We start from the raw sequence: 20,886 nt of genomic DNA on the forward strand, positions 1-20,886 counted from the left end.
AACAACAAGATGTCCAATCAACTCAGTACTGAACAACTGCTGCATGCCTATGAAGTCATGCGGACCATCCGCGCCTTCGAAGAACGCCTGCATGTAGAGTTCGCCACCGGCGAAATTCCCGGCTTCGTCCACCTGTATGCCGGCGAAGAAGCCTCTGCCGCCGGGGTCATGGCCCACCTGCGCGACAGCGACTGCATCGCCTCGACCCACCGCGGCCATGGCCACTGCATCGCCAAAGGCGTGGACGTGTACGGCATGATGGCCGAGATCTACGGCAAGAAGACCGGCGTGTGCGGTGGCAAAGGCGGCTCGATGCACATTGCCGACCTGGAAAAGGGCATGCTCGGTGCCAACGGTATCGTCGGCGCCGGCGCACCACTGGTGGCCGGGGCGGCGCTGGCGGCCAAGCTCAAGGGCCGTGATGACGTGTCGGTAGCCTTCTTCGGCGATGGGGCATCCAACGAGGGCGCCGTGTTCGAGGCCATGAACATGGCGTCGATCATGAACCTGCCCTGCATCTTCGTGGCCGAGAACAACGGCTACGCCGAGGCCACTGCCTCCAACTGGTCCGTAGCCTGCGACCACATTGCCGACCGCGCTGCCGGCTTCGGCATGCCAGGCGTCACCATCGACGGCTTTGACTTCTTTGCCGTATACGAGGCCGCCGGCGCTGCTATCGAGCGCGCCCGCTCCGGGCAAGGGCCGTCGCTGATCGAGGTCAAGCTCAGCCGTTACTACGGCCATTTCGAAGGCGATGCGCAAACCTACCGCGCCCCTGATGAAGTGAAGAACCTGCGCGAATCCCGCGACTGCCTCATGCAATTTCGCAACAAGACCACCCGCGCCGGCCTGCTCACGGCCGAGCAACTGGACGCCATCGACGCCCGCGTCGAGGACCTGATCGAAGACGCCGTTCGCCGCGCCAAATCCGATCCCAAGCCACAGCCCGCCGACCTGCTCACCGACGTCTACGTCGCCTACCCCTGAGCCGCGGATTACAAGAACAACAGGAGAACCACCATGGCAAGAAAGATCAGCTACCAGCAGGCCATCAACGAGGCCCTGGCCCAGGAAATGCGCCGCGACAGCACAGTGTTCATCATTGGCGAAGACGTCGCCGGCGGTGCCGGTGCGCCCGGCGAGGATGACGCCTGGGGTGGCGTGTTGGGCGTGACCAAAGGCCTGTATCACCAATTCCCCGGCCGCGTGCTTGACGCGCCGCTGTCGGAAATCGGCTACGTCGGCGCGGCCGTCGGTGCTGCCACCCAGGGCCTGCGCCCGGTGTGCGAACTGATGTTCGTCGACTTCGCCGGCTGCTGCCTGGACCAGATCCTCAACCAGGCCGCCAAGTTCCGCTACATGTTCGGCGGCAAGGCAGTGACCCCGCTGGTGATGCGCACCATGTATGGCGCCGGCCTGCGTGCGGCAGCCCAGCACTCGCAGATGCTCACCTCGCTATGGACGCACATCCCCGGCCTGAAGGTGGTGTGCCCATCCTCGCCTTACGATGCCAAGGGCCTGTTGATCCAGGCGATCCGCGACAACGACCCGGTGATCTTCTGCGAACACAAACTGCTGTACAGCATGCAGGGCGAGGTGCCGGAAGAGGTGTACACCGTACCGTTCGGCGAAGCCAACTTCTTGCGCGATGGCGACGACGTGACCCTCGTTACCTACGGGCGCATGGTGCATGTGGCGCTGGAGGCCGCCAACAACCTGGCCCGCCAGGGCATCGACTGCGAAGTGCTGGACCTGCGCACTACCAGCCCGCTGGACGAGGACAGCATTCTGGAAAGTGTGGAGAAGACCGGCCGCCTGGTGGTGATCGATGAAGCCAACCCGCGCTGCTCGATGGCCACCGACATCAGCGCGCTGGTGGCACAGAAGGCTTTTGGCGCACTCAAGGGACCGATCGAAATGGTCACCGCGCCGCATACCCCGGTGCCGTTCTCCGACGCCCTGGAAGACCTGTACATCCCTGACGCGGCGAAGATCGAAGCCGCCGTGCGCAAGGTGATCGAAGCCGCAAGGAGTGCCGCATGAGCCAGATCCATACCCTGACCATGCCCAAGTGGGGCCTGTCGATGACCGAGGGCCGGGTGGACACCTGGCTCAAGCAGGAAGGTGACGAAATCAGCAAGGGCGACGAGGTGCTGGACGTCGAGACCGACAAGATCAGCAGCAGCGTCGAAGCGCCTTTCAGTGGCGTGCTGCGCCGCCAGGTAGCCAAGCCGGATGAAACCTTGCCCGTCGGCGCACTGCTGGCGGTGGTAGTCGAAGGCGAAGCAGAGGAGGCCGAGATCGATGCCGTGGTACAGCGCTTCCAGGCCGAGTTCGTCGCCGAAGGTGGCGCCGACCAAAGCCAGGGGCCGGCCCCTCAGAAGGCGGAAGTAGGCGGGCGCCTGCTGCGCTGGTTCGAGCTGGGTGAAGGCGGCACACCGCTGGTGCTGGTGCACGGCTTTGGCGGTGACCTCAACAACTGGCTGTTCAACCACCCGGCACTGGCTGCCGAGCGGCGGGTCATCGCCCTCGACCTGCCGGGCCACGGCGAGTCGGCCAAGACCCTGCAGCGGGGCGACCTGGATGAGTTGAGCGAAACCGTGCTCGCCCTGCTCGACCACCTGGACATCGCCAAAGCCCACCTGGCCGGCCATTCCATGGGTGGTGCCGTCAGCCTCAACGTGGCGCGCCTGGCCCCGCAGCGGGTGGCCAGCCTGAGCCTGGTAGCCAGCGCCGGTCTGGGCGAAGCGATCAACGGGCAGTACTTGCAAGGTTTCGTCACTGCGGCCAACCGCAATGCACTCAAACCGCAGATGGTGCAGTTGTTTGCCGACCCGGCGCTGGTCACCCGGCAAATGCTGGAGGACATGCTCAAGTTCAAGCGCCTGGAAGGTGTGGACCAGGCCCTGCAGCAACTGGCAGGGGCGCTCGCCGACGGCGACCGGCAGCGCCACGACTTGCGCGGAGTACTTGGCAATCACCCGACACTGGTGGTGTGGGGTGGCAAGGATGCGATCATCCCGGCCAGCCATGCCGAGGGCCTGGAAGCCGAAGTACAGGTGCTGCCAGAGGCCGGCCACATGGTGCAGATGGAGGCGGCCGAACAGGTCAACCAGCAACTGCTCGCATTCCTGCGCAAGCACTAAGCCCTTTTCGTGAGCCTGGAGAACAACAATGAATGACCTGAGCCACACCCACATGCGCGCGGCCGTCTGGCATGGCCGCCACGATATTCGTGTCGAACAGGTACCTTTGCCGGCCGACCCTGCGCCGGGCTGGGTGCAGATCAAGGTGGACTGGTGCGGCATCTGCGGCTCCGACCTGCACGAATATGTTGCCGGCCCGGTGTTCATCCCGGTAGAAGCCCCGCACCCGCTGACCGGCATTCAGGGCCAGTGCATCCTCGGCCATGAATTCTGCGGCCACATCGCCAAGCTTGGCGAAGGCGTGGAAGGCTATGCCGTAGGCGACCCGGTGGCGGCAGACGCCTGCCAGCATTGCGGTACCTGCTATTACTGCACCCATGGCCTGTACAACATCTGCGAACGCCTGGCGTTCACCGGCCTGATGAACAACGGTGCCTTCGCCGAGCTGGTCAACGTGCCCGCCAACCTGCTCTACCGGCTGCCGCAGGGCTTCCCTGCCGAAGCCGGGGCACTGATCGAACCGCTGGCGGTGGGTATGCACGCGGTGAAAAAGGCCGGCAGCCTGCTTGGGCAAACCGTTGTAGTGGTGGGGGCCGGCACCATCGGCCTGTGCACCATCATGTGCGCCAAGGCTGCGGGTGCGGCAGAGGTCATCGCCCTTGAGATGTCCTCTGCGCGCAAAGCCAAGGCCAAGGAAGTTGGCGCCAACGTGGTGCTGGACCCCAGCCAGTGCGATGCCCTGGCGGAAATCCGCGCACTGACTGCAGGGCTGGGCGCCGATGTGAGCTTTGAGTGCATTGGCAACAAACATACGGCCAAGCTGGCCATCGACACCATCCGCAAAGCAGGCAAGTGCGTGCTGGTGGGTATTTTCGAAGAGCCCAGCGAGTTCAACTTCTTCGAGCTGGTGTCCACCGAGAAACAGGTGCTGGGGGCGTTGGCGTACAACGGCGAGTTTGCCGACGTGATTGCCTTCATTGCTGATGGTCGGCTGGATATTCGCCCGCTGGTAACCGGCCGGATCGGATTGGAGCAGATTGTCGAGCTGGGCTTCGAGGAACTGGTGAACAACAAAGAGGAGAACGTGAAGATCATAGTTTCACCAGGTGTGCGCTGATTGCACCTTGAAGGCAACGTGGCACCTGTGGGAGCGGGTGGGCCTGCGAGCAATGCAACACAGTGGAGGGCACCGGCTTTGCCGGTGTTCGCGGCTGAAGCCGGTCCTACAGGGTACGCGCAAGGTTCCAAGGCTGTGCGCTGACACAGGGGCTCGCTGTCTCAGGATCCCATTCTGCGTCATACTCGGCAGACCTATTGCCCGGTCCTCTCCATGCGTCCACTGCTCCCCATTACCCTGGTCCTGCTGCTCGCCGCCTGTGGCGATGGCGAATCGCTGCTCCCGCCCGACGCACGGCTGCCTGACGGTGGGCGTTACCGAGGGCAGGTGGTCGATGGCCTGCTGCAAGGTGAGGGCCGGATCGACTACCCCAACGGCAGCTGGTACGCCGGCAGCTTCAAGGACGGCCAGTGGCACGGCCAAGGTGAATGGCATGGGCAGAACGGCGAGGTCTACCGGGGCCAGTTCGCCGAGGGGCTGTTTCAGGGCCTGGGTGACCTGATCACCCCAGGCAGCCACTATAGCGGCACCTTCCGCCACGGCCGCCGCGACGGCGAGGGCACCCTCAAGCAAGCCGACCAGACATACCGCGGCCAGTTCAAGGACGACCTGTACGACGGTGCAGGCCAACTGGAACTGGCCGACGGCAGTCGCTACCAAGGCCTGTTCGCCAAGGGCAAGCCCAACGGCGCCGGGGTGCGCAGCGATGCCAGCGGCAACCAGTTCAGCGGCCACTTCGTCAACGGCCAGCTACAAGGCGCCGGCACCTACGACAGCGTTGATGGCGAGCAGTACATCGGCGAATTCAAGGACAACCGCCTGGAGGGCCGTGGCCGCTACGAAAATGCCGACGGCGACGTGTGGATCGGTGAATTCAAGGACGGCTCGCTGATCGGCGAAGGGGAGTTGCTGGGCAGCGATGGCAGCCACTACAAGGGCGAGTTCGCCGACTGGCGTCTGTCGGGCCAGGGCAGCCTGCAACTGGCCGACGGCAGCAAGTACATCGGCGGTTTCCTCAACGATGCCTACCATGGCCATGGGCGGCTGATTCTGCCCAGTGGCAAGGTCGAAAGCGGAACATGGGCCAACGGCGTGCGCGTGCGCGACCAGAACGGCAAGCTGCTGCCAGACCCACTGGACCTGGCGTTGCTCAACCAGGGCCGGCTGCTGGACGAGGCGCTGGCTCGGGTACCTCGCTCGGCGCCACCGATCCAGCTGTATAGCCTGGTAGTGGCCGGCGATGGCCAGCAAAGCGTATTCCTGCGCGAAGCCGACTACGTCAGCCGCATGCTCAAGGTGCGCTTTGGCGCCCGTGGCCAGGTAACCCTGGTCAACCACCGCGACCACATGGCCACACGCCCCATGGCCACCCGCGAAAACCTCTCCCGCGCTGCCGCCACCCTGGCAGAGCGCAGCGGCCCCGAAGACCTGGTGTTCATCTACCTCACCAGCCATGGCAGCCAGGACCACCAGCTGGTGCTCGACCAACCCCGCCTGCAACTGGCCGACCTGGCCGCTGACGAGCTGGCCACTGCCCTGGCGCCGCTGAAGGATCGCGACAAGGTCATCGTCATCTCCGCCTGCTATTCAGGGGGCTATATCGCTCCGCTCAAAGACGAGCGCACGCTCATCATGACCGCTGCCCGGGCCGACCGCGTCTCCTTCGGTTGCTCGGAGGAAGCCGACTTCACCTACTTTGGCGATGCCCTGTTCGCTGAAGCGCTGAACCAGACCGACGACCTGAAACAGGCGTTTGAACTGGCGCGTGCCAGCGTTGCCGAAAGAGAACAAAGGGAAGGCTTCGAGGCCTCCGAGCCGCAGTTGTGGGCACCGCCGGCCGTGCTTGAGCACTGGCACCAGCTGCGCCAGCAACAAGCCGAAGAAGCGTTGCGTAACGCCACACAGGCCAACGTGAGCAAGCAGGCAAAAATGCCCGGCACTCACTAGACTTGTGTGTAACAAGGGAGAGACATCATGTACTTGACGCCTCAGCATGTCCTGCTTGCCGGAGCCACCGGCCTGACCGGTGAACACCTGCTAGACCGCCTGCTCAACGAGCCCACCATCACCCGTGTCCTGGCGCCTACACGCCGGCCATTGGCCGAGCACCCGCACCTGGAAAACCCGGTGGGCGACCCGGCGGTATTCCTTCCGCAACTGGCCGGGCGGGTCGACATCGCCTACTGCTGCCTGGGCACCACGCTGAAGCAGGCGGGTTCCGAATCGGCTTTCCGCGCGGTGGATCTGGACATGGTGGTCGCCTTCAGCAAGCGTGCCCGGGAAATGGGCGCACGGCATCTGCTGGTGATCAGTGCAGTGGGCGCCGATCCTAAGTCGTCAATTTTCTATAACCGGGTCAAGGGCGAGATGGAAGAAGCGCTCAAGGCTCAGGACTGGCCACAGCTGACCATCGTGCGGCCCTCGTTCCTGCTGGGCGAGCGACTGGAGCCACGGCTGACTGAACAGCTAGTTGCGCCGTTTTCCCGGTTCATACCCGGGAAATACCGGGGAATCGAGGCTTGTACCCTGGCGCGGGCGCTGTGGCGGCTGGCGCTGGAAGAAGAAGACGGCGTGCGGGTTGTGGAGTCGGATGAATTGCGCAGGTTGGGCAGGATCTAGGCTTCGCTTGTGCTGGCCTCTTCGCGGGCACGCCCGCTCCCACAGGGTCTCCATAATCTTCCAGTGACTACTCACCAATAGGAATGGGCGTGCCGGCGAAGAGGCCATCACAGGCCGCCGCTAGCCTGGAAGCCTATGCCGGCCGCTGTCAGCAAAGACAACGGCAGCAGCAGGGTATCAAGCAACATGCTCCCCGGCAGATCCAGACGCGGATACGCCGGAGCGTCAGCCCCGTAATGATCCCGCGGGCAACACCCGCCATTTATCACATACAAATCCAGCCGGGTACCGGCATACACCACCGGTGCGCCGGGCTTGTTGGCATCCAGCGTGCGCACCGTGGCGCAGCCACCCAGCATCACCAGCGCCAGCAACCCCGCCAGTGCTCGCTTCAATCATCCACCCCGAAGTGGTGCTCGCCCCAACGCGGCAACATGTCCTGGGGGATGTTCAGCAGGTTGAGGATACGCGCCACGACAAAGTCGACCAGGTCGTCGATGGTCTGCGGCTGGTGATAGAACCCCGGTGCCGCTGGCAGGATTACCGCGCCCATTTGCGACAGCTTGAGCATGTTTTCCAGGTGGATGGTGGAGAATGGCGCTTCGCGTGGCACCAGGATCAGTTGACGACGCTCCTTGAGGGTAACGTCGGCAGCACGCTCGATCAGGTTGTTGCAGGCGCCAGTGGCGATGGCCGACAAGGTGCCAGTGGAACAGGGGACCACCACCATTGCCGCCGGGGCGCCAGAGCCCGAGGCTACCGGCGACATCCAGTCTTCCTTGCCATACACACGGATCTGCCCGTCGGCCGCGCCGGTGTATTCGGTCAGGAAGGCCTGCATCGCCTGGGGCTTGGCCGGCAACACAACATCCGTCTCGGTGGCCATCACCAACTGTGCGGCCTTGGAAATCAGGAAGTGCACCTCGCGGTCTTCGCGTACCAGGCAATCGAGCAGGCGAAGGCCATACTGGGCACCCGAGGCGCCCGTCATGGCCAGGGTGATGCGTTCCGGCCCGCTCACTTCAGCGCCTCGGCCAGCTTGCCGTGCAGGCCGCCGAAGCCGCCGTTGCTCATGATCACCACATGGGTGCCTGGGCGAGCCTGACCTTTGACCCGCTCGATGATCGCTTCGAGGCTATCGGCCACCACGCTCGGCACCTTGCACTGCGCGGCGGTGGCGGCCAGGTCCCAGCCGAGGTTGGCCGGCGCATACCAGATCACCTGGTCGGCGTCGTTGACGCTTTCTGGCAGGCCGTCACGGTGGGCACCGAGTTTCATCGAGTTGGAGCGTGGCTCGATCACCGCGATCACAGGCGCCTCCCCCACCCGCTTGCGCAGGCCGTCGAGCGTGGTGGCAATGGCGGTCGGATGGTGGGCGAAGTCATCGTAGATGGTCACACCTTGTACTTCGGCAACCTTCTCCATGCGCCGCTTGACGCTCTTGAACGCACTCAGGCCGTCGATGCCCATGGCCGGTACCACGCCTACATGACGCGCTGCTGCCAGGGTGGCCAAGGCGTTGGCGACGTTGTGCTGGCCGGTCAGCGCCCAGTCCACCACACCCTGCACTTCGCCCTCGAACAGTACTTCAAAGCGCGAGCCATCTGGGCTGAGCAGGCGGGCTTGCCACTGGCCGCCCTCCCCGGTGGTTTGCACAGGGGTCCAGCAGCCCATGCCGATCACACGCTCCAGCGCTTGCTCGGTGGTCGGGTGGATGACCAGGCCTTCGCTGGGGATAGTCCGCACCAGGTGGTGGAACTGTCGCTCGATCGAGGCCAGGTCCGGGAAGATGTCCGCGTGATCGAACTCAAGGTTGTTGAGGATCGCGGTACGCGGGTGATAGTGGACGAACTTCGAGCGCTTGTCGAAGAAGGCGCTGTCGTACTCGTCGGCTTCCACCACAAAGAACGGCGTGTCGCCCAAGCGGGCCGACACCGAGAAGTTCTGCGGCACGCCGCCAATCAGGAAGCCCGGGCTCATGCCGGCGTGCTCCAGCACCCAGGCCAGCATGCTGCTGGTGGTGGTCTTGCCGTGAGTACCGGCAACGGCCAGCACCCAGCGGCCTTGCAGCACGTGGTCGGCCAGCCACTGCGGGCCGGAGACGTAGGGCAGGCCCTTGTTCAGCACGTATTCAACCGCTGGGTTGCCGCGCGACATGGCGTTGCCGATGACCACCAGGTCTGGCGCCGGATCCAGCTGGGCCGGGTCATAGCCTTGGGTCAGTTCGATACCCTGGGCTTCGAGCTGGGTGCTCATCGGGGGATAGACGTTGGCGTCGGAGCCGGTGACGCGGTGGCCAAGTTCCTTGGCCAGCACCGCCAGCGAACCCATGAAAGTGCCGCAAATACCGAGAATGTGAATATGCATGGTCGACCTCGCAAAACATCGAGGCAGGGTAGCCCAGGGCGCGACAAATCGCACCCGCTGTTTCGCTCAGTCGCCCCTAGTAATGCCGTGTTTGCGCAGTTTTCGATACAAGGTATTGCGGCTGATGCCCAAGTGCTCGGCAACGCGGGTGAGATGCCAGTGTTTTGCCTCCAGGACCTCCTTCAGCGCTTGCCGCTCCGCGTCGAGCAGAACCTCGGTCCCTCCAGATTCACCCACAATCTCAGCGGCACCGCCGGACCTGTGGGAGCGGGCTTGCCCGCGAACGAGGGCAACGCCCTCGCCCTCCATTTCCTGGTCGGACATCTTCGCGGGCTCGCCTACCCCCGCGAGAGGTGGGCTGGTGCGGATGACTGCGGGGAGGTCCACAAAGGTAATGCGGGCATCTTCGCAAAGCGCCACCAAAGTACGCAGCACATTGCGCATCTGCCGCACGTTCCCTGGCCAGTTAAATGCGAGCAGCGCCTGCCGCGCCCGGGGCTCGATGTCTATCCATTGCCCCTGCGTCTCCTGACGCAGCAGAAAGTCCAGCAACTGCGCCTTGTCACTGCGTTCGCGCACCGCCGGCAGCGCGACCTCCAGGCCATTGAGGCGGTAATACAGGTCCTCGCGGAAACTGCCCTGTTCAACCCGTTCCAGCAGGTCACGGTGCGTAGCGCTGACGATGCGCACGTCCACCGCCTGCGGCTCTCCCCCGATCGGCACCACCTGGCGCTCCTCCAGCACCCGCAGCAGTCGGGTTTGCAGGGCAAGCGGCATATCGCCGATCTCGTCCAGCAGCAAGGTGCCGCCGTCGGCCTGCAACAGCTTGCCGCGCATGCCCTCCTTGCGCGCGCCGGTAAAACTGCCGCCGCGGTACCCGAACAGCTCACTCTCGATCAGGCTTTCCGGGATAGACGCGCAGTTGATGGCGACGAACGGCTTGCCGCGCCGCTCACTGGCCTGATGCACAGCCTGGGCGAAGGCTTCCTTGCCACAGCCGGTCTCGCCGCGCAGCAGCAATGGCACATCGCGCTCGAACACCCGCACGCTGCGGCGGAAATCATTTTGCAACGCAGGGTCAAGCAGACAGACCAGCGGCTCCACTTCAGCTGCGGGCCGCGGCTGGGCGGCCGGCACCGACCACACCGGCGCCCGGGCCTGCCCCCGCAGGCTGGCGAACACCTGGCGACCGTCCAGGGTGCGCAGCGGCCAGACAGCACTGCCGCCGGGCGTGGCACGGCTGAACATTTCGTCATGGCTGCACGCGAAAAAGCACTCCAACGGTTTGCCCAGCACGCCACCCCGTACCGTGCCCAGCAGGTTCAGTGCGCTTTGGTTGGCAGCGCAAATGCGCCCATCGCCGTCGAACGCCAGCAAGCCTTCGCTGAACAGGCCGACCGACTCGGCTTGCAGGTGAAAACGCAATAACCATTGCTGCTCGAAATGGCGCAGGAAATAGCAGCTTTCGATCATCTTCGCCGACAGGTTGACCAACGCCATGGTGTGGAACTGGCTTTGCCGCGATACGTCGGGGCGCGCAGAGGACACGTCGAGTACCGCCAGCAGGTCGCCATGCGGGTCGAACACCGGGCTGGCCGAGCAAGTCAGCCCGGTGTGACGGCCACGGAAGTGCTCGTTCTGATGGATGGTCAGCGCCTGGCGCTCGACCAGGCAGGTGCCGATGCCATTGGTGCCCTCACGCGCCTCGCTCCAGTCGGCGCCCAGCCACAGCCCCGCACGCTCGAAGCTGCGCCGCTCGGCGGGGGCACTGACGCAATTGAGGATCACCCCGCGGGCGTCGGTCAGCAGCACCGCGTGGCCTGCACCGGAAAGCTGCCGGTGCAGGCTGTTCATTTCATGGTCGGCAATTTGCAGCACCTGGTGCAGGCGCTCGCGGCTTTCCAGCAGGCGCCCATGCTCAAGCACCACCGGCGCTTCGATCACCGCCGGGTCGAGGTGGTAATCCTCCAGGCAGCGCAGCCAGGAACGGGCGATGGACGGATCACTGCCGCCCTCCCCGGCCCCGCCATGGGCAACGCTATGGACCTGCCGGGCATGGCGAGTGAAGTGATTGCTCTGCATTGTTGTAATTCTCCGCAGATAGAGCGTCAGCCCAGCATCCTCCACCCGGTTAGGCTTTGCAATGCACACGCCTGTGATGTGTCGCAAACGGCACAAAATGTCACCCCAGGCGTACCGGCGCCGGCACAGCGGCCCTTGATCAGGCCCGTAAAAATGACCCAAGTCATTGATTTGCCTGGCACCGCCAACACTGGCCCAACCCTTGCTCTATGCTTTTCAACTCCCTAATAAGCACAATACCAAGGAGACACACCATGCGTTATGCACATCCCGGTACCGAAGGCGCGAAGGTTTCCTTCAAGAGCCGCTACGGCAACTACATCGGTGGTGAGTTCGTTACTCCGGTAAAGGGGCAGTACTTCGAAAATACCTCCCCGGTGAATGGCAAGCTGATCGCTGAATTCCCCCGCTCTACTGCCGAAGACATCGACAAAGCCCTGGATGCCGCCCATGCTGCGGCCGACGCCTGGGGCCGCACTTCAGTGCAGGATCGCTCCAACGTGCTGCTGAAGATCGCCGACCGCATCGAGCAGAACCTCGAACTGCTGGCCATTACCGAAACCTGGGACAACGGCAAGCCGATCCGCGAAACCCTCAACGCCGACATTCCGCTGGCGGTCGACCACTTCCGCTATTTCGCTGGCTGCATCCGCGCCCAGGAAGGCGGCGCTGCCGAAATCAATGAAGGCACCGTGGCCTACCACATCCACGAGCCACTGGGCGTGGTCGGGCAGATCATCCCCTGGAACTTCCCAATCCTGATGGCTGCCTGGAAGCTTGCCCCGGCACTGGCCGCTGGTAACTGCGTGGTGCTCAAGCCTGCCGAACAGACGCCGCTGGGTATCACCGTACTGCTCGAAGTCATTGGCGACCTGTTGCCACCTGGCGTGCTCAACGTAGTGCAAGGCTATGGCCGCGAAGCCGGTGAAGCCCTGGCCACCAGCAAACGCATCGCCAAGATCGCCTTCACCGGCTCTACCCCGGTGGGCTCGCACATCATGAAATGCGCCGCCGAGAACATCATCCCGTCCACCGTCGAACTGGGTGGCAAGTCGCCGAACGTATACTTCGAAGACATCATGCAGGCCGAGCCAAGCTTCATCGAGAAGGCGGCAGAAGGCATGGTGCTGGCGTTCTTCAACCAGGGTGAAGTGTGCACCTGCCCGTCGCGTGCCCTGGTGCAAGAGTCGATCTACCCGCAGTTCATGGAAGTGGTGATGAAGAAGGTGCTGCAGATCAAGCGCGGCGACCCGCTGGACACCGACACCATGGTCGGCGCGCAGGCCTCGCAGCAGCAGTTCGAAAAAATCCTCTCGTACCTGCAGATTGCCCAGGAAGAAGGCGCCGAGCTGCTCACCGGCGGCAAGGTCGAGAAGCTGGAAGGTTCGCTGGCTACCGGTTACTACATCCAGCCGACCCTGCTCAAGGGCAACAACAAGATGCGCGTGTTCCAGGAAGAAATCTTCGGCCCGGTGGTCAGCGTCACCACCTTCAAGGACGAAGCCGAAGCGCTGGCAATTGCCAACGACACCGAGTTCGGCCTGGGTGCCGGCGTGTGGACCCGCGACATCAACCGTGCCTACCGCATGGGCCGCGGCATCAAGGCTGGCCGTGTGTGGACCAACTGCTACCACCTGTACCCGGCGCATGCCGCGTTCGGCGGGTACAAGAAGTCGGGGGTTGGGCGTGAAACGCACAAGATGATGCTGGATCACTATCAGCAGACCAAGAACCTGCTGGTGAGCTACGACATCAATCCGCTGGGCTTCTTCTAGACCGCGTCGCCTTCTTCGCGGGTAAACCCGCTCCTACAGGTTCACCGTTGGTTCCAGAGCCGGTGCGGTACCTGTGGGAGCGGGCAAGCCCGCGAAGAGGCCGGACTTGCTTTACACAAAACCCAGGGCGGTAACCGTGCACCAACCGCTCTGGCTCGCTTCCTGCAGTACCCATCACCATCGGCCCGGAACCCTTCCGGCCACCAAGAAAAACAACAGGTGAATCTATGCCAAGCGAACATTCCGCCGGATCGCCGGCAGGCTCCTCCGTCGACTTCGAGAAAGTCGGCTCTGACTATTTCCAGCAACGTGAACTGAAAAAAGGCGCCGCCGGCTGGGTACTGCTGGTCGGCCTGGGCGTGGCGTACGTCATTTCCGGCGATTACGCCGGCTGGAACTTCGGCCTGGCGCAGGGCGGCTGGGGCGGCATGTTTCTGGCCACCTTGCTGATGGCAACCATGTACCTGTGCATGTGCTTCTCGCTGGCCGAACTGTCGTCGATGATCCCCACCGCTGGCGGCGGCTACGGCTTTGCCCGCAGCGCGTTCGGACCGTGGGGCGGCTTTCTGACCGGCACGGCGATCCTGATCGAATACGCCATCGCCCCAGCCGCCATCGCGGTGTTCATCGGCGCCTACTGCCAATCGCTGTTCGGTATCGGCGGCTGGATGATCTACCTGGCGTTCTACATCGTGTTCATCAGCATCCACATTTTCGGCGTGGGTGAGGCACTGAAGCTGATGTTCATCATCACCGCCATCGCCGCCATTGCCCTGGCCGTATTCCTGATAGGCATGGTGCCCCATTTTGATGCAGCCAACCTGTTCGACATCGCCAAAACGGACGCCGTCGGCGCCAGCAGCTTCCTGCCGTTTGGCTATGTCGGCGTGTGGGCAGCCATCCCCTACGCCATCTGGTTCTTCCTTGCCGTCGAAGGCGTGCCACTGGCCGCAGAAGAAACCAAGAACCCCAAGCGTGACCTGCCACGCGGCCTGATCGGCGCCATGCTGGTACTGCTGGCCTTCGCCTTGCTGATCCTGGTGGTCGGCCCGGGCGGCGCAGGCTCCGAGGCGCTGAAGGCCTCCGGTAACCCGCTGGTCGAAGCCCTGTCGAAGGCCTACGGCGGCTCCACCTGGATGGGCGGCTTCGTCAACCTGGTCGGTCTGGCCGGGCTGATCGCCAGCTTCTTCTCGATCATCTATGCCTATTCCCGGCAGATCTTCGCCCTGTCCCGCGCCGGTTACCTGCCGCGCAAACTGTCGGAAACCAACAAGAGCAAGGCCCCGGTACTGGCCTTGGTCATCCCCGGCATCATCGGGTTTGCCCTGTCGCTGACGGGCCAGGGTGACTTGCTGATCCTGGTGGCAGTGTTTGGCGCTACCCTGTCTTACGTGCTGATGATGGCTGCGCACATCACCCTGCGCATCCGCCGGCCAAAGATGGAGCGCCCCTACCGCACCCCGGGTGGCATCTTCACATCCGGCCTGGCGCTGGTGCTGGCGTGCATCGCCGTGGTCGCCGGATTCCTGGTGGACCCGCGGGTAGTCATTGGCGCTGCAGTGATCTATGCGGTATTAATTGCCTACTTTGCTTTCTACAGCCGCCACCACTTGGTCGCGGGCACACCGGAAGAGGAATTCGCCGCGATCCAGAAGGCCGAAGAGGCCCTGCACTGATCGCCGCCACCCGCCGCGGGGCAACCCGCGGCTCTGGAGATTCTGTATGGCAAGTTTCGTACACACGGTCGGCCATCTGGTCTACCGCTTCGACAGCCTCAAGGACGTGATGGCCAAGGCCAGCCCGGCACGCTCCGGGGACTGCCTGGCAGGCGTGGCGGCCAGCAACGACGCCGAGCGCGTCGCCGCGCAGATGGCGTTGGCCAACATTCCGCTAACGCACTTTCTCAATGAAGCACTGATCCCTTACGAAGCAGATGAAGTTACCCGCCTGATCATCGACACCCACGATGCCCAGGCCTTCGCCCCGGTCAGCCACCTGACCGTGGGTGGCCTGCGTGACTGGCTGCTGAGCGAGGAAGCCAACGAAGACAGCCTGCGCGCCCTGGCGCCCGGGTTGACCCCGGAAATGGCCGCTGCCGTGTCGAAGATCATGCGCGTGCAGGACCTGGTGCTGGTGGCGCAGAAAATCCGTGTGGTCACCCGGTTCCGCGGCACCATGGGCCTGCGCGGGCGCCTGTCGACCCGGCTGCAACCCAACCACCCGACAGACGAACCGGCCGGTATTGCCGCCAGCATCCTCGACGGCTTGCTGTACGGCAACGGCGACGCCATGATCGGCATCAACCCGGCCACCGACAGCATCGCTTCGATCTGCGCCCTGCTGGAAATGCTCGACGCCATCATCCAGCGCTACGACATCCCCACCCAGTCCTGCGTGCTGACCCACGTCACCACCTCGATCGAAGCGATCAACCGCGGCGTGCCACTGGACCTGGTGTTCCAGTCCATCGCCGGCACTGAGGCGGCCAACGCCGGCTTCGGCATCAACCTGAACGTGTTGCAGGAAGGCTACGAAGCAGGGCTGTCGCTGAAACGTGGCACCCTCGGGCAGAACCTGATGTATTTCGAAACCGGCCAGGGCAGTGCGCTCTCGGCCAACGCCCACCACGGCGTCGACCAGCAGACCTGCGAAACCCGCGCCTATGCCGTGGCTCGTCACTTCAAGCCGTTCCTGGTCAACACCGTGGTCGGTTTCATTGGCCCGGAATACCTGTACAACGGCAAGCAGATCATCCGCGCCGGCCTCGAAGACCATTTCTGCGGCAAACTGCTGGGCGTGCCGATGGGTTGCGATATCTGCTACACCAACCATGCCGAAGCCGATCAGGACGACATGGACACCTTGCTGACGCTGCTGGGGGTGGCCGGCATCAACTTCATCATGGGCATCCCCGGCTCCGACGACATCATGCTCAACTACCAGACCACCTCGTTCCATGACGCGTTGTACGCGCGCCAGACCCTGGGCCTGAAGCCCGGGCCGGAATTCGAGGCATGGCTGGCCCGCACCGGTATCTTCACCCAGGCCGATGGCCGGGTGCGCTTCGGTGACAACCTGCCGCCGGCCTTCCGCCAGGCCTTGGCACAGCTTGCATAGGGATGACCATGGACCACCGCACGCCTACCCCCGACAACCCTTGGCTGGCCCTGCGCAACCTGACCCCGGCGCGCATCGCCCTGGGCCGCACCGGCACCAGCCTGCCGACCGGGGCGCAGCTGGACTTCCAGTTCGCCCATGCCCAGGCACGAGATGCCGTGCACCTGGCTTTCGACCACGCCGGCCTGGCCAGCCAGCTGAGTGACCGCGGGCGCGAAAGCCTGGTGTTGCACAGCGCTGCCAGCGACCGCCACCAGTACCTGCAGCGCCCGGACCTTGGCCGGCGGCTGAACGAAGACTCGATTGCGACCCTTCGCCAGCATGCCCAGGCCAACCCCGGTGGCGTCGATCTGGCCATCGTGGTAGCTGACGGCCTCTCGGCACTGGCCGTGCATCGCCACACACTGCCGTTCCTGACCCGCTTCGACGAACAGGCTGCCGCCGACGGCTGGACCTGCGCCCCGGTGGTACTGGTGCAGCAGGGCCGCGTGGCAGTGGCCGATGAGGTCGGCGAGCTGCTGGGCGCCCGGATGACGGTGATGCTGATCGGCGAGCGCCCGGGGCTGAGCTCGCCCGACAGCCTTGGCCTGTATTTCACTTACGCACCCAAGGTCGGCCTGACCGATGCCTACCGCAACTGCATTTCCAATATCCGCCTGGAGGGGCTGAGCTATGGCATGGCGGCGCACCGCCTGTTGTACTTGATGCGCGAAGCCTGCCGGCGCCAGCTTTCCGGGGTGAATCTAAAGGACGAAGCCGAGGTCCATAGCCTGGAGAATGAAGACAGCGCCAACCAGAAAGGCAACTTCCTGCTCGGCAAAGGGTAAAAAATCTGTCACGGAAGGCGGATTGCACTCGTGCCGTGCATTGGGCAGCATGCCCTTGAACGCTGCTGGCATTCCGCTGTTTCCCAAATGGACTCTGAGGGCCGCACATGCGCATCATCAAAGCAACCCTGGAACACCTCGACCTGCTCACCCCGTTGTTCGTCAAATACCGTGAGTTCTACGGGCAACTGCCCTACCCCGACAGCTCGCGCAGCTTTCTGGAAAAGCGCCTGAAGCGGGACGAGTCGGTGATTTACCTGGCACTTCCGGATGATGACGACAGCAAACTGCTGGGCTTTTGCCAGCTGTACCCGAGCTACTCGTCGCTGTCGTTGAAGCGGGTATGGATTCTCAACGATATCTATGTGGCCGAGGACTCCCGGCGCATGCTGGTCGCCGACCATTTGATCCGCGAGGCGAAGAAAATGGCCAAAGAGACCAATGCTGTGCGCATGCGCGTGTCGACCAGCGCGAACAATGAAGTGGCGCACAAGACCTACGAATCCATCGGGTTTCGTGAGGACACCGAGTTCAAGAGCTACATCCTGCCAATCAGTCAGGATTGACCGGCACCGACCGCTTCGCGGGCACGCCCGCTTCCACAAGCAAGGTAGTGATCCTTGTGGGAGCGGGCGTGCCCGCGAAGCGGTTGGTAAAGGAATACCCATCTACCGTAACCCCCCGCTACAAACTCTCCGGGCATGTTCCTGACTTAGCCGTATAATGGCTCACCTGTCATGTGTGAAAATTTACCCTCCCCCCGGTAACCAAGCCTACGCCCAAGAACACAGGTGCTGTACATGGATTTCAACCCGCTGGACCTTATCCTGCATCTCGATGCCTACCTCGATCTGCTGGTCACCAATTACGGTCCCTGGATCTACGCCATCCTGTTCACCGTGATCTTCTGCGAAACCGGCCTGGTAGTGATGCCATTCCTGCCGGGCGACTCGTTGCTGTTCATCGCCGGCGCCGTTGCGGCGGGTGGCGGCATGGACCCGGTACTGCTGGCCGGCCTGCTGATGGCCGCTGCAATCCTGGGCGACAGCACCAATTACGTGATTGGCCGAACAGCCGGCGAGCGTTTGTTCAACAACCCCAACTCCAAGATCTTCCGCCGCGACTACCTGCAACGTACCCACGATTTCTATGAACGCCATGGCGGCAAGACCGTGACCATGGCGCGCTTCCTGCCCATCTTGCGCACCTTCGCACCGTTCGTCGCGGGTATCGCCCACATGCACTACCCACGCTTCCTCGGCTTCAGCGTTGCCGGTTCGCTGCTTTGGGTCGGCGGCCTGGTCACCTTGGGCTACTTCTTCGGCAACGTGCCGTTCATCAAGCAGCACCTGTCGCTGATGGTGGTGGGCATCATCGTCCTGTCGCTGGTGCCGATGATTCTCGGCTTGCTGCGTGGGCGCCTGGGCCGTACGGCCAAGGCTCACTGAACAGGTAAAGAACGAACGGCATGTGGTCATTCAGCGCCTGGCGGCGCAAGCGTACTCTGGCGCGTTACCCGATCACGCCACAGCAATGGCAGGCCGTACGCGAGCGGCTGCCGATGCTGGACGGCATCAGCGACGCTGAAGACCGCTGGCTGCGCGAAGCCTGCATCCTGTTCCTGCTCGACAAGCACCTCACCTGCCTGCCCGGGGTCGAACTGGACGACGAACAGCGCCTGTTGCTGGCTGCCCAGGCACAGTTACCCCTGCTTCACCTGGGTGAGCTGAACTGGTACCAAGGCTTCCACGAAATCATCCTGTACCCCGACGACTTCAAGAGCCCCCAGCGCCACCGCGATGCCAGTGGCGTGGAGCATGTGTGGGACGGCGAACACAGCGGCGAGTCGTGGCAGCAGGGGCCGATCATCCTGGCCTGGAACGGCGTGCAGGCCAGTGGTGGCTGGGAGGCTTACAACCTGGTCATCCATGAGCTGGCGCACAAGCTCGACATGCTCAACGGCGATGCCAACGGCCTGCCACCGTTGCACAGCGGCATGCCCGTTGATGAGTGGGCAAGCGCCATGCAGCAGGCTTACGACGACCTCAACCAGCAACTGGACGCCAACCCCGACGCCGAAACCGCGATCGACCCCTATGCTGCGGAAAACCCGGCAGAGTTCTTTGCCGTTACCAGCGAGTACTTCTTTAGTGCCCCTGACCTGCTTCATCAGGCTTATCCAAAGGTCTACCACCAGTTGTCGCTGTTCTACCGGCAAGACCCGCTGGCGCGCCTGTGCCGGCTGCAGGCGGAACACCCCGAGTACCGCGAAAGCCACGCCTGACGGGCCCGCACATCAGGCCAAGCGTGGCGTGCCCCGGCAGAATGTGCCTATAATCGCCGCCACTTTTTGGTCAAACACGGGGGCACTGCCCAATGAGCTACAGCAAGATTCCGGCGGGCAAAGACCTGCCGAACGACATCTACGTCGCCATCGAGATCCCGGCCAACCACGCGCCGATCAAATACGAAATCGACAAGGACAGCGACACGCTGTTCGTCGACCGTTTCATGGCTACCCCAATGTTCTACCCAGCCAACTATGGCTTCATCCCGAACACCCTGGCTGACGACGGTGACCCGCTGGACGTGCTGGTGGTTACCCCTTACCCAGTGGCCCCAGGCTCGGTTATCCGCGCCCGTCCGGTTGGCGTGCTGAACATGACCGACGACGGTGGCGGCGACGCCAAGGTCATCGCTGTTCCTCACGACAAGCTGTCGCAGCTGTACGTTGACGTCAAGGAATACACCGACCTGCCAGCCCTGCTGATCCAGCAGATCGAGCACTTCTTTGCCAACTACAAAGATCTCGAGAAGGGCAAGTGGGTCAAGATCGAAGGCTGGGAAGGCGCCGATGCCGCCCGTGCCGCGATCACCAAATCGGTCGCTGCCTACAAGGGCTGATTTCGACTGCAGGGAAACCCCGCTTTGGCGGGGTTTTTCATGCCTGAATGGAACGCGCTCACTGCTGGGAACAAATCCTACACAGTCCTACACCAGCATCCTACAAACAGCCTCTTTTCGTACAAATCCCGTCAACACCCGGTTCATTTCCTTACTGGCAACCCGCCGCTACACTCGCCGCCATGAACACTTCCGGCGACCGCCTCAGAGCCCTGCTCCACGAATGTGGCCTGACCCCTTCCGATTTCGCCGCCCAGCGCAGCGTCACAGCACAGCACGTCAACAACTGGTTCAAACGCGGTGTGCCTTTGGCCCGACTGGACGAACTGGCCGATCTGTTCTGTGTGCACCGGCGTTGGCTGCGCACCGGTGAAGGCCCCAAACACCCCAATCCACTCCTGCGCAACGGCCGTCCACGGCCAGCGCCCGCCAACCCGCTTACCCCGCTGTCGGAACATCGTGGCCGGGTATTGAAGGTGCCCTACTACGAAGTGCGCAACGGCTTGCTGTCGCCGGTGGGCAGCAAGCACCTGCGCTTGCCGGCAAAAGCCCTGAAGGGCTTGGGTGTGCAAGCCGGCAACGCAATCTGCCTGGCAATGCCGGCCAGCAACATGCTCCCGCTGATTCCGCTGCAAGCTACCTTGGCCATCGACCTGGGCATGACCCAGGTGGTCGAGGGCGAAACCTATGCCCTGCTGCAAAACGGCATGCTCAGGGTAAACAACCTCAGTCTTGGCCCGCACGACACCCTGTACCTGCACAGCCATGACCGGCGCAACTACACGGTCGAACGCTACACCGCTGCTCAGCGTCAGGCGCAGGGCCTGGAAATTCTTGGCTGGGTGTTCCACTGGTCACATTTCCGCCAGCAGCGGCCCAGTTGAAGCGCTCTGGGCAATTTTTTGCTGGGCATCCTGCGCCCGCCCTTGTAT

Annotated in this window: 19 protein-coding genes; 15 read left to right on the forward strand and 4 right to left on the reverse strand. The window is 63.4% G+C overall.

The genetic code is table 11. From position 1 onward, the window contains the following. The first annotated feature begins 9 nt into the window (after positions 1-9). The 6 genes from C4Q27_RS08660 (at position 10) to C4Q27_RS08685 (ending at position 6,882) form a co-directional block, all read left to right on the forward strand. On the forward strand, positions 10-987 hold the full coding sequence (locus tag C4Q27_RS08660; protein WP_010951830.1) for a thiamine pyrophosphate-dependent dehydrogenase E1 component subunit alpha: 978 nt from the start codon (positions 10-12) through the stop codon (positions 985-987). Between the two features lie 33 nt (positions 988-1,020). Continuing rightward, complete coding sequence (locus tag C4Q27_RS08665; RefSeq protein ID WP_010951829.1) at positions 1,021-2,043, forward strand: alpha-ketoacid dehydrogenase subunit beta; 1,023 nt, start codon at positions 1,021-1,023, stop codon at positions 2,041-2,043. Continuing rightward, positions 2,040-3,146 (forward strand): acetoin dehydrogenase dihydrolipoyllysine-residue acetyltransferase subunit, encoded by a 1,107-nt coding sequence (locus C4Q27_RS08670; protein ID WP_104886745.1) that lies wholly within the window; start codon positions 2,040-2,042, stop codon positions 3,144-3,146. Before C4Q27_RS08665 ends, C4Q27_RS08670 begins: the two co-directional genes overlap by 4 nt. A 52-nt stretch (positions 3,147-3,198) precedes the next feature. After that, the gene (locus tag C4Q27_RS08675; RefSeq protein WP_256600102.1) at positions 3,199-4,263 is read left to right on the forward strand and encodes a 2,3-butanediol dehydrogenase; all 1,065 of its coding nucleotides are present in this window, start codon (positions 3,199-3,201) and stop codon (positions 4,261-4,263) included. A 213-nt stretch (positions 4,264-4,476) separates the two neighbouring features. Continuing rightward, complete coding sequence (locus C4Q27_RS08680) at positions 4,477-6,210, forward strand: C13 family peptidase (protein WP_104886747.1); 1,734 nt, start codon at positions 4,477-4,479, stop codon at positions 6,208-6,210. Positions 6,211-6,237: 27 nt separating this feature from the next. Next, positions 6,238-6,882 carry an oxidoreductase gene (locus C4Q27_RS08685; protein ID WP_010951825.1) on the forward strand — a complete coding sequence of 215 codons (645 nt, stop codon included), beginning with the start codon at positions 6,238-6,240 and terminating at the stop codon, positions 6,880-6,882. A 107-nt stretch (positions 6,883-6,989) separates the two neighbouring features. On the opposite strand, the gene C4Q27_RS08690 is transcribed toward C4Q27_RS08685, so the two are convergent. From C4Q27_RS08690 to C4Q27_RS08705, 4 genes are all read right to left on the reverse strand, one after another. Next, positions 6,990-7,277: a YceK/YidQ family lipoprotein gene (locus tag C4Q27_RS08690; RefSeq protein ID WP_003255347.1), complete on the reverse strand. Its 288-nt coding sequence runs from the start codon at positions 7,275-7,277 to the stop codon at positions 6,990-6,992. Further along, a complete protein-coding gene (gene ubiX / locus C4Q27_RS08695) occupies positions 7,274-7,903 on the reverse strand; it encodes a flavin prenyltransferase UbiX (RefSeq protein WP_013970698.1) in 630 nt (209 codons plus the stop codon). Before ubiX ends, C4Q27_RS08690 begins: the two co-directional genes overlap by 4 nt. Continuing rightward, positions 7,900-9,249, reverse strand: coding sequence for a UDP-N-acetylmuramate:L-alanyl-gamma-D-glutamyl-meso-diaminopimelate ligase (gene mpl, locus C4Q27_RS08700; RefSeq protein ID WP_064492931.1), 1,350 nt, complete (start codon positions 9,247-9,249; stop codon positions 7,900-7,902). The genes ubiX and mpl overlap by 4 nt, the downstream gene beginning before the upstream one ends. Positions 9,250-9,315: 66 nt before the next feature. After that, positions 9,316-11,331 (reverse strand): sigma-54-dependent Fis family transcriptional regulator, encoded by a 2,016-nt coding sequence (locus C4Q27_RS08705; protein ID WP_104886748.1) that lies wholly within the window; start codon positions 11,329-11,331, stop codon positions 9,316-9,318. A gap of 254 nt (positions 11,332-11,585) precedes the next feature. Between C4Q27_RS08705 and C4Q27_RS08710 the strand changes: the two genes are divergently transcribed. From C4Q27_RS08710 to C4Q27_RS08755, 9 genes are all read left to right on the forward strand, one after another. Continuing rightward, positions 11,586-13,106, forward strand: coding sequence for an aldehyde dehydrogenase family protein (locus tag C4Q27_RS08710; RefSeq protein WP_010951822.1), 1,521 nt, complete (start codon positions 11,586-11,588; stop codon positions 13,104-13,106). Between the two features lie 227 nt (positions 13,107-13,333). Then, positions 13,334-14,782 (forward strand): ethanolamine permease, encoded by a 1,449-nt coding sequence (eat, locus tag C4Q27_RS08720; RefSeq protein ID WP_003255355.1) that lies wholly within the window; start codon positions 13,334-13,336, stop codon positions 14,780-14,782. Between the two features lie 46 nt (positions 14,783-14,828). Next, a complete protein-coding gene (locus tag C4Q27_RS08725) occupies positions 14,829-16,223 on the forward strand; it encodes an ethanolamine ammonia-lyase subunit EutB (protein WP_104886750.1) in 1,395 nt (464 codons plus the stop codon). Positions 16,224-16,231: 8 nt separating this feature from the next. Beyond that, on the forward strand, positions 16,232-17,050 hold the full coding sequence (gene eutC, locus C4Q27_RS08730; RefSeq protein WP_010951820.1) for an ethanolamine ammonia-lyase subunit EutC: 819 nt from the start codon (positions 16,232-16,234) through the stop codon (positions 17,048-17,050). Between the two features lie 107 nt (positions 17,051-17,157). Next, positions 17,158-17,616: a GNAT family N-acetyltransferase gene (locus C4Q27_RS08735; protein ID WP_012051075.1), complete on the forward strand. Its 459-nt coding sequence runs from the start codon at positions 17,158-17,160 to the stop codon at positions 17,614-17,616. Positions 17,617-17,850: 234 nt separating this feature from the next. Further along, entirely contained in the window at positions 17,851-18,498 is a 648-nt protein-coding gene (locus C4Q27_RS08740) for a DedA family protein (protein ID WP_104886751.1), read from the forward strand. Positions 18,499-18,518: 20 nt separating this feature from the next. Further along, positions 18,519-19,334, forward strand: a complete 816-nt coding sequence (locus C4Q27_RS08745) for a zinc-dependent peptidase (protein ID WP_104886752.1) — start codon at positions 18,519-18,521, stop codon at positions 19,332-19,334. Between the two features lie 92 nt (positions 19,335-19,426). Further along, positions 19,427-19,954 (forward strand): inorganic diphosphatase, encoded by a 528-nt coding sequence (ppa, locus tag C4Q27_RS08750; RefSeq protein WP_003255365.1) that lies wholly within the window; start codon positions 19,427-19,429, stop codon positions 19,952-19,954. A 182-nt stretch (positions 19,955-20,136) separates the two neighbouring features. Then, positions 20,137-20,838 (forward strand): XRE family transcriptional regulator, encoded by a 702-nt coding sequence (locus tag C4Q27_RS08755; RefSeq protein WP_049587189.1) that lies wholly within the window; start codon positions 20,137-20,139, stop codon positions 20,836-20,838. Positions 20,839-20,886: the final 48 nt, after the last annotated feature.

This window comes from Pseudomonas sp. SWI36, assembly GCF_002948105.1.
GTDB lineage: Bacteria > Pseudomonadota > Gammaproteobacteria > Pseudomonadales > Pseudomonadaceae > Aquipseudomonas > Aquipseudomonas alloputida.